At 52.3% G+C, this 8,462-nt stretch carries 10 protein-coding genes; all 10 read right to left on the bottom strand.

The window, feature by feature from the left end:
* Positions 1-52 precede the first annotated feature (52 nt).
* Positions 53-1,213, bottom strand: a complete 1,161-nt coding sequence (gene metK, locus TX82_RS10135; RefSeq protein ID WP_005010046.1) for a methionine adenosyltransferase — start codon at positions 1,211-1,213, stop codon at positions 53-55.
* Positions 1,214-1,303: 90 nt separating this feature from the next.
* On the bottom strand, positions 1,304-3,076 hold the full coding sequence (gene ptsP, locus TX82_RS10140) for a phosphoenolpyruvate--protein phosphotransferase (RefSeq protein WP_005010047.1): 1,773 nt from the start codon (positions 3,074-3,076) through the stop codon (positions 1,304-1,306).
* Between the two features lie 31 nt (positions 3,077-3,107).
* Positions 3,108-3,572 (bottom strand): PTS sugar transporter subunit IIA, encoded by a 465-nt coding sequence (locus TX82_RS10145; protein WP_005010050.1) that lies wholly within the window; start codon positions 3,570-3,572, stop codon positions 3,108-3,110.
* A 39-nt stretch (positions 3,573-3,611) separates the two neighbouring features.
* The gene (gene hpf / locus TX82_RS10150; RefSeq protein WP_005010055.1) at positions 3,612-3,941 is read right to left on the bottom strand and encodes a ribosome hibernation-promoting factor, HPF/YfiA family; all 330 of its coding nucleotides are present in this window, start codon (positions 3,939-3,941) and stop codon (positions 3,612-3,614) included.
* A gap of 87 nt (positions 3,942-4,028) precedes the next feature.
* Entirely contained in the window at positions 4,029-5,495 is a 1,467-nt protein-coding gene (gene rpoN, locus TX82_RS10155) for an RNA polymerase factor sigma-54 (RefSeq protein ID WP_005010056.1), read from the bottom strand.
* 21 nt (positions 5,496-5,516) lie between these two features.
* Positions 5,517-6,188, bottom strand: coding sequence for an LPS export ABC transporter ATP-binding protein (gene lptB, locus TX82_RS10160; RefSeq protein WP_244875055.1), 672 nt, complete (start codon positions 6,186-6,188; stop codon positions 5,517-5,519).
* Entirely contained in the window at positions 6,115-6,849 is a 735-nt protein-coding gene (locus tag TX82_RS16800) for an LptA/OstA family protein (protein ID WP_005010058.1), read from the bottom strand. The genes lptB and TX82_RS16800 overlap by 74 nt, the downstream gene beginning before the upstream one ends.
* Positions 6,846-7,262: an LPS export ABC transporter periplasmic protein LptC gene (lptC, locus tag TX82_RS10170; protein ID WP_187291949.1), complete on the bottom strand. Its 417-nt coding sequence runs from the start codon at positions 7,260-7,262 to the stop codon at positions 6,846-6,848. The genes TX82_RS16800 and lptC overlap by 4 nt, the downstream gene beginning before the upstream one ends.
* Before the next feature lie 88 nt (positions 7,263-7,350).
* On the bottom strand, positions 7,351-7,836 hold the full coding sequence (gene tsaE / locus TX82_RS10175; protein WP_005010060.1) for a tRNA (adenosine(37)-N6)-threonylcarbamoyltransferase complex ATPase subunit type 1 TsaE: 486 nt from the start codon (positions 7,834-7,836) through the stop codon (positions 7,351-7,353).
* A 1-nt stretch (position 7,837) separates the two neighbouring features.
* On the bottom strand, positions 7,838-8,462 hold a 625-nt coding region (locus TX82_RS10180), incomplete at its 5' end, for an NAD(P)H-hydrate dehydratase (RefSeq protein WP_084604014.1).

The following is an 8,462-nucleotide window of genomic DNA, read 5'->3' on the forward strand; positions in this document are numbered from 1 at the left end:
AGGATCACCGGATAAAAAGAAAGCCCCGCCAATCTGGCGGGGCGCTCTAATTTTACAGCCGTGCGGCTTTTTTCAATGCCGTAGCCTTATCCGTCTTTTCCCAGGTGAACTCCTTCTCGGTGCGGCCAAAGTGGCCGTACGCGGCGGATGCCCGGAACCGGGGTTTCCTCAAATCCAGCGTTTTGATAATGCCCGCCGGGCGCAGATCGAAATGTTCGCGAATGAGTTTTTCGATGCGATTGAGATCGATCTTGTGGGTGCCGAAGGCATCGACAAACACGGACACAGGTTCTGCCACGCCGATAGCATAAGCCAACTGCACTTCACAGCGCTCTGCCAATTTGGCGGCGACGATGTTCTTGGCAATGTAACGGCCCATGTAGGCTGCGGAGCGGTCGACCTTGGACGGGTCCTTGCCGGAAAACGCGCCGCCGCCGTGGCGGGAATAACCGCCGTAGGTGTCAACGATGATTTTGCGCCCGGTCAAACCACAGTCGCCCTGCGGGCCACCGATCACAAAACGGCCGGTTGGGTTGATGTGGATTTTCATTTTCTTTGCGCGTAGTTTTTCCGGAATGATGGGATTGATCACGTGTTTGATCAGATCCTCCTTGATCTTTTTGTTGCTGACCTTCGGTGCGTGCTGGGTGGAAATGACGACGGTTTCCACACCGACCGGCTTCCATTCATCGTAGCGGACCGAGACCTGCGACTTGCTGTCCGGGCGCAGGTAAGGCAGTTTGCCGCTTTTCCGGAGTTCGGCCATTTTCTTTACCAATTTGTGCGAAAACAGAATCGGCGACGGCATCAGCTCGGGGGTTTCATTGGTAGCGAAACCGAACATCATTCCCTGGTCGCCCGCACCCTGTTCTTTTTTGTCATCGTCCACGCCCTGCGCGATGTCCTGTGACTGTTTGTCCACGGTGACGAGCACGCCGCAGGATTTATAATCGAAACCCATCTCGGAATCGTTGTAACCGATTTCTTCAATTGTTTTACGGGCGATAGCTTGAAAATCGAGCTGGGCGTTGGTGGTGATTTCTCCAGCAATGACCACCAGACCGGTGGTCACCATGGTTTCACAGGCAACCCGGGACAGTGGGTCCACCTTCAGGCATTCGTCGAGAATGGCGTCGGAAATCTGGTCAGAGATTTTGTCGGGGTGTCCCTCGGACACCGATTCGGAAGTAAACAGGTAATTTCCTATGCTCATATTGAATCCTTATGTTCAATGGTTCATATCAAAACTGAAAACAACTGTGTACCGGATTTCTGATGGAATCAGCAAATGGGAGGGGGAGTTTCAAGCCATTTTTTCACCAAATGCGAGATCCCGGTCAAAATCCGAAGGAAAGCGGGTACGCATTTCGTTGGTGATAAACTGGTTGACCTCCTCAGCAGTGGACAGGCTCAACGCGTGGTCCGCGATTTTCCGGGCCTCGTCCAATGTGACCTTCCTCAGAATTTTTTTCACCTTGGGTATCGAATGGGGTTCCATGCTCAATTCATGGACCGTCCCCAATCCAAGGAGAAGGAATGTGGCCATGGGGTCGCCGCCCATCTCTCCACAAATGGCAACATGTTTGCCTTTTTCTGCAGCGGTCTTAAAAACCTGTCGAAGAATTTTAAGGACCGAGGGATGGTAGGGCTGATACAGATGGGCCACATTCTCATTTACCCGATCAACGGCGAGGACGTATTGTATCAGATCATTGGTACCAATACTGATAAAATCCACTACGTCGAGGATCGAATCGACCGTGAGGGCGGCGGAAGGTGTTTCAATCATTGCCCCTACGGGGATTTTTTCATCAAAAGGAATTTGTGCGCGTTTCAATTCCTTTTTTGCCTGTTCAAGGCAGTGATTGGCCTCCCGCACCTCATCCACGCTTGTGATCATAGGGTATAAGATTTTAACGCGCCCGTAAAGGCTGGCTCTTAGAATCCCTTTAATCTGGCTTATAAACACGTCCGGTTTTTTGAGGGAAAGGCGGATTCCACGCAGGCCCAGGGCCGGGTTGGCCTCGGTTTCGTGATCAAGATGATATAACTGCTTGTCCGCGCCGATATCCAACGTACGAATGACCACGGTGTAGGGTTCCATGGCCTGCACAACGCTCTTGAAATTGGCGTACAGGTCGTTTTCCGTGGGCAGGGAATTGGCACCGAGGTACAGGAACTCGGTCCGGTACAGGCCGATGCCTTCGCCGCCATATTTGCGAACCGCTCTGGCTTCGTGCGCGGATTCTATATTGCCCATCAATTGAACCGGGTGTCCATCCATCGTCTCTGATTTGAGAGTGATGTTGTCGAGCAGTTTCTTTTCGTAACGCAGGTAGTTTTTCTGTTTTGTCCTGAAATGGTTGAGGGTGCTTTCATCGGGATTGACGATCACCTCGCCCTCGATGCCGTCGATAATGACCATGTCTCCGGAGTTAACGTACTCGGTGAGGTTGGGGACGCCGACGACAGCCGGTATTCCGAGGGCCGAGGCGAAAATCCCGACATGCGAGGTTTTGCCCCCGACTTCTGTCGCCATCCCGAGAATAAAAGCCCGGTTCATGACAATCGTGTCTGAAGGGCTGAGGGCATGGGTGACGATGACCACGGGTTCATCAATGTCCACCAGGCTTTCCTGATGATGCCCGATGAGGTTCTTGATAACGCCATGGACAACAAGGTCCAGGTCGTCGCGCTTGCCTTTGAGGTAATCGTCGTTGATGTTGTTGAACAGGCTGGTGAATTTGTCGAGGGTGCGGCTCAAAGCCCATTCGGCGTTGATTTTGTCCTGTTTGATGTTGTCAATGGTTTCATTGACCAGAAGGTCGTCTTCCAGCAGGAGGGTGTAGGTGTCCAGGATGATCGCGTATTTTTCAGCCACCGAACTCGTGCGTTGTTTGATGTCGCGAAGCTGGTCCTTGGACATTTGAATGGCTTCGCGCAGGCGCGTGATCTCTGCCGAGATTTCATTATCGGCGAGACTGCGTTTGACCACGCAGACTTTGGATCGGTCCAGCAAATAAGCCTTTCCGATGGACACTCCGTTTGAAACCGGGATACCGGGGTATTTGCTCATAAGTTCTTTTTAAAAATGGTTGGCCTTTCAATCATATAAATTTCGCGTCTTCCTCTTCGATCAGGGAGTAAATTTCCGTGGTGTCGTGAGCTTTTAATATCGCTTCGCGCAGGGATTCGATTTTGAACAGCCGGGCGATTTTTGCCAGGGCTTTGAGGTGCAGTCCGGTAGATGATTCGGGTGCGAGAAGCAGGCATATGAAATGCACTGGCTTTTGATCCAGTGACTCGAAATCGATACCATTCACTGACCTGGCGAAAACCGCCACGATCCTATCCAGATTTTTGACCTTGGCATGAGGCAGGGCAACATTTTCTCCAATCCCGGTACTGCCCAGCTTTTCGCGCTCGATCAAGGCAGTGAGAAGGTCGTCGCCGTCTCCCACTACGTCTCTTTTTTTCAAAAACTCAACCAACTCAGCCAAGACCCCCTTTTTGTCGGAAGCGGACACGCTGGAGAGAACGAAGTCTTCTGTTATTATTTCGCTGATTTTCATGGGAATGTCAGAGTCCGATATACAGGTCAGGGGAGATATTCATTCCAGCTGCTTGTCTTTTTCTTCCTGGCTTTTCTTTATTTTTTTACTTTTAATTTTTTCCTTGTGTTTGTTTACTTGTTTTTCAATTTTTTCGATAGCCTGATCGATTGCCTGATACAGGTCGTCGGTTTCTGATTCGCTGTGTGCTGTTACGCCTTTCTCCTTTAATGTGATTTCAGCAAAATGGCGATGCTTTTCGACAGCTAGAGCAACATGAACGTCGGCAGAGTCATCAAGGTTTCTCAAGGTCTTGTTCAATTTTTGGGTCAAATGGTCTTCCATTGCCTGCGTGATTTTCAACTGGCGCCCTGAAACCGTGAGTTTCATGGATCGATTCTCCTGCAAAAGACCGAGTGAATAAAAGGTAACGAATTTAGCCTCAACTCCTCAAAATATCAAGCAGGGTGGGGGCCATCAATAAAATTTTTTCCGTTTGCTTGCAGCTGGAATATTCAATTCTTTCCGATACTTGGTCACCGTCCGGCGGGCAATCTTGGCGTTTTTCTTCATGAGGATTTCCACCATCTCGTCGTCGGTGTAGGGTTTTTTATCATCTTCTTCCTGGATGATTTCCTTGATCATGGTTTTTACCCGGATGGAAGATAGATTGTTGTCACCGGTATAAGACTTGATGCCGCTGTGGAAGAAAAACTTGAGTTCGAAGATTCCCTGTGGGGTGTCGATGTATTTGTTCGTGGTGATGCGGCTGACAGTGGATTCATGCATCTCAATGTCCTGCGCAACATCGCGGAGCACCATGGGCCGCAGGTGTGCGAGGCCTTCATCCAGAAATTCTTTCTGCAGCTTGACAATGCTTTTACCCACCTTGTAGATGGTCTGCCGCCTCTGGTCGATGCTTTTGATCAACCACATGGCTGAGCGGTATTTGTTTTCCAGATATTCTTTTGTCTGGCTTTCCTTTGAGCTTTGGAGAAGGGTCTGGTAATAAGGGCTGATGGTGATCCGCGGGATGCCCTCGTCGTTGAGAGCGACGTCGTATTCGCCGTTTTCATTTTTGACGACCACCAGGTCCGGAATGACATAATCTGTTCCCTCCGAACTGAAATTGTATCCCGGCTTGGGGTCGAGACTGCGAAGGGCCTTCACCGCTTCGATGATTTCCTCTACCGGTAATTTCATCTCGTTGGAGATTTTCTGGTAGTACCGCTCGTCAATTTTTTCCAGGTATTTATCAATAATGGTTTCCAGGGTCCTGGACCGTTCGGGAAGAGCCTGCGCCTGGATCATCAGGCACTCCCTCAGGTTGCGGGCGCAGACGCCCACCGGTTCGAACGTCTGGATTATTTTCATGATGCGTTCGACGTCTTCCGGCGTACTGTTGCTTATCTCAGCCAGTTCGGCGGGCTCCGCCGTGCAATAACCATCATTCTGGATATTGCCGATGATGCAGGCCCCGATGAACTTATCTTCGTCGGTATCGACAGCCAGGCTCAATTGCCAGTGCAGGTGATCGGTGAGGGACGGCTCTTTTTTATAAGTGGCTTCAATGGAGGGGCGTTCCGGCGCGGCTTCGGCAGTGGGGCTGGGTCCGTATTCATAATTGTCCTGCAAAAAACTTTCCCAGTCCACCTCCTGTTCGACCGGGTCGTTATCCTCTTTCTTGTCGCCATCAATGGGCGTTTCACCAAGAGAATCGAGGAGATTGTCTTCCGGAGTGGTTTCGGAGTCGCTTTCGTCGCCTTCCAGGAAGGATTCTTCTTCAATTATTTCTTCAAGAACCGGATTGTCCACCAGTTCCTGCCGGACCAACTGGGCGAGTTCCAGACGCGCGAGCGGCAACAGCTTGATGGCCTGCTGAAGCATGGGAGTCATCACCAGCTTCTGGGCCATCTTCAGATTCAATTTCATTTCCATGGCCATAAGCGCTACCGTATCTCTGTTTTAAAAGGTGAACTTCTCTCCCAGGTAAACTTCTTTCACCTTCTGGTCCTCGGCCACCTTTTGCGGTGGCCCCGAAGCGATGATTTTGCCTTCACTGATGATATAGGCGCGGTCTGTGATCCTGAGTGTTTCCCGCACGTTGTGGTCCGTGATCAACACGCCGATGCCGCGCTGCTTCAGTTTTTCCACAATCAATTGAATGTCGGCCACCGCAATCGGGTCAATCCCCGCAAACGGTTCGTCGAGCAGGATGAATACAGGGGAGGTTGCCAGAGCGCGGCTGATCTCCACCCGCCGACGTTCTCCGCCGGACAATGAATACGCCATGGCATTGCGAATATGCAGGATGTTGAACTCTTTCAGTAACGCTTCCGCTTTGCGCTGGCGTTCCCGTGCCGGCAGGTTCATGGATTCCAGGACCGCAAGCAGATTCTCTTCAACAGTGAGCTTGCGGAATATGGAAGGTTCCTGCGGCAGATAACTGATGCCCCGTTTCGCCCGGGCGAACATCGGTTGGGCGGTGAGATCCTCTTTATCCAGCAAAACCCTGCCGCGGTCCGGTCGCGTCAACCCCACCACCATGTAGAAGGTGGTGGTTTTACCCGCCCCATTGGGGCCGAGGAGCCCGACGATTTCTCCCTGCCTGAGTTCGATACTGATTTCGTTGACCACCTGCCGTTTGCGATAGGCCTTGACCAGATTGACCGTGCTGAGGGTCTTCATGGCGGTCCGTCTTGGAGGCGTCTGTGTCGGTTTCAATTTTTTTGTCGACCTTTTTCAGTTCGGAATCCTTGGGAAACAGGATCAACTTGACTCCGTTGGTGACTTCAAAACGGTCTTCGTTCATGTAGAAAATCATCTCCGGTCCTTCCAGGATGTTTTCGTTTTCCCATGCGGTGGCGTGAGGCGTACCGGTCAGTATCATCTTCTGGTCTTTATCGAAATAAACCGCTTTGTCGCCGCGGGCTTTTTTGGTACCTTTCACCACGTCCACATTTTCCAGCGCGATGATTTTCTCCAACTCCTGGCCTTGACCGGGATCTTCCGCACCGGGGGAGGAGCCGGACTGGGTATGGTCCCGCGGCTTGGTGTATACCTCAAGGATCTTCGATGTCAGTACCACGTCCTCCCAAGTGCCCCGAACGTTGCCGATGAAAATAATCTTGCGGCCGTTGTCTTCAGTCCGCATTTTCTCCGAGGTGATTTCCAGCCGTTTTGGCGCCTCCTTGTTCGGAGACCCTTCCTGTGCCCAGGAGGAGCCCACGGCTATCAGCAATAGTCCGATAGTCACAGAGGCGAGACTGTAGAAATTTTTTTTGAAGTAAAAGTTCACGATCCGTTGGCCGAGGTCTGGGTTCCGGACCGTTTCCGGTCCATGTATTTCTGGACAAAATCACCCAACTCAGCAGTGAACCGGACATCCCCTTCCAGATAGATGTCATTCGTTTCCTGATTCATGCGGCCGGTCCGGGCGGATATATGCGATTCGTGGTCTTCGTCCAGATAATAGGTTACATTCACATCCTTGAGCTTGACGACCTGTTGCTCATTATTGATCGTTGCTTTTTCTGCCTTTAAAATCCAATCTTTACGTCCATTGTACTCATTTTCTACTTTAAAGTTTTGGATCTGGACGTCGATGCCTTTCTCGGTTTTTTCGATGGAAATGGGGAGGGGGTTGTTTTCCAGGCTGGAATAATAGTTAGCGCCAAAAGAAAACACTAGGGCAAGGATGGAGACAAACAATAATTTCCTGATTTTATTGTTCATTTGTGGCTGAGTGCCCCTCTATGCAAAGGATATACCAACCTGAAAAATATGCCACACGAGCCGGTCATTGTAAAGCAAAAAGGGGGTGGCCGGCCGGGGTCTCCGGGTGGAGAGTCAGGATGAGGGTGCGGTCGTTTTCCTCCTCGATTTGAAGTCGGACATCCACCCGAAGGCCAATCGGAATAATGGGCGGCTGGTCGGTTTTCTGGTCGGGAAACAACTTTTCGCCCCATTCGATGAGCGTGACGCCCTCCCCGAAAAGGTAGTCTTCCAGTCCGAGGTCGGCCATCTCTCCCTCGGATTCGATACGGTAAAGGTCGATGTGGTACATGGGCAGGCGGCCCCGGTATTCGTTGATGAGGGTGAAGGATGGACTCCGCACGTACTGGTCCGGCGGAACCTCCATGCCCTGTGCGATGCCCTGAACCAGAGTGGTTTTGCCTGCACCCAGGTCACCGAACAGGAGAAGGATGTCTCCCGGCTTCAAAAGGCGGCCCATGCGTTGCCCCAGATTCTTCGTGTCCTCAGGGGATCGGGAAGAAAATCGCATATTACGACTGGACCTGTTGCAGGGTTTGCGGCAGGGCTTTCAGCAGGTCTCCGGCGATGAGGCTGGTCTCGCTCATTTCGGCCGCCACGCGATCTCCCGCCAGTCCATGAAGGTACGCTCCGGCGATGGCGGCATCGGGTCCGCTCAAGCCTTGCGCCAGGAAACCCGCAATCATGCCGGTCAGCACGTCGCCGGTGCCGCCGGTTGCCATGCCGGGGTTGCCGGTCGGGTTGATACGGATTCGCCCGTCGGCCAGTGCCACCAGCGTAGGGGCGCCTTTCAACAGGACTGTCACTCCGTGGGCCAGGGCGAATTCGCGGGCGGTGTCGAGGCGGCGCGACTGCACGGTTTTTGTGGTGGCGTTGATGAGCCGAGCCATTTCTTTGGGGTGCGGCGTCAAAACCGCTTCGGTTTGGATACGGTCAAGGACACCCGGCAGTTTGGCAAGGCCGTTCAGGCCGTCCGCATCGATGACCACGGGACAGGCGATTTGTGGCAGGAGGGCCTCCAGAAACGCCAGCGCTCCCTTGTGTGTGGAAAGACCGGGCCCGATCGCCAGCGCCGATTTGTTTTTGAGATGGGAAAGACACAAGTCCACTGCCTCCAGCGCCACCGAGCCGGAAAGC

Source organism: Nitrospina gracilis 3/211, assembly GCF_000341545.2.
Classification (GTDB): Bacteria; Nitrospinota; Nitrospinia; order Nitrospinales; family Nitrospinaceae; genus Nitrospina; species Nitrospina gracilis.

What these genes read in the sequence shown, in the direction of transcription:
- metK (WP_005010046.1), bottom strand. Translation starts at nt 1,213, where the DNA reads ATGAGCATAGGAAATTACCTGTTTACTTCCGAATCGGTGTCCGAGGGA.
- ptsP (WP_005010047.1), bottom strand. Translation starts at nt 3,076, where the DNA reads ATGAGCAAATACCCCGGTATCCCGGTTTCAAACGGAGTGTCCATCGGA.
- TX82_RS10145 (WP_005010050.1), bottom strand. Translation starts at nt 3,572, where the DNA reads ATGAAAATCAGCGAAATAATAACAGAAGACTTCGTTCTCTCCAGCGTG.
- hpf (WP_005010055.1), bottom strand. Translation starts at nt 3,941, where the DNA reads ATGAAACTCACGGTTTCAGGGCGCCAGTTGAAAATCACGCAGGCAATG.
- rpoN (WP_005010056.1), bottom strand. Translation starts at nt 5,495, where the DNA reads ATGGCCATGGAAATGAAATTGAATCTGAAGATGGCCCAGAAGCTGGTG.
- tsaE (WP_005010060.1), bottom strand. Translation starts at nt 7,836, where the DNA reads ATGCGATTTTCTTCCCGATCCCCTGAGGACACGAAGAATCTGGGGCAA.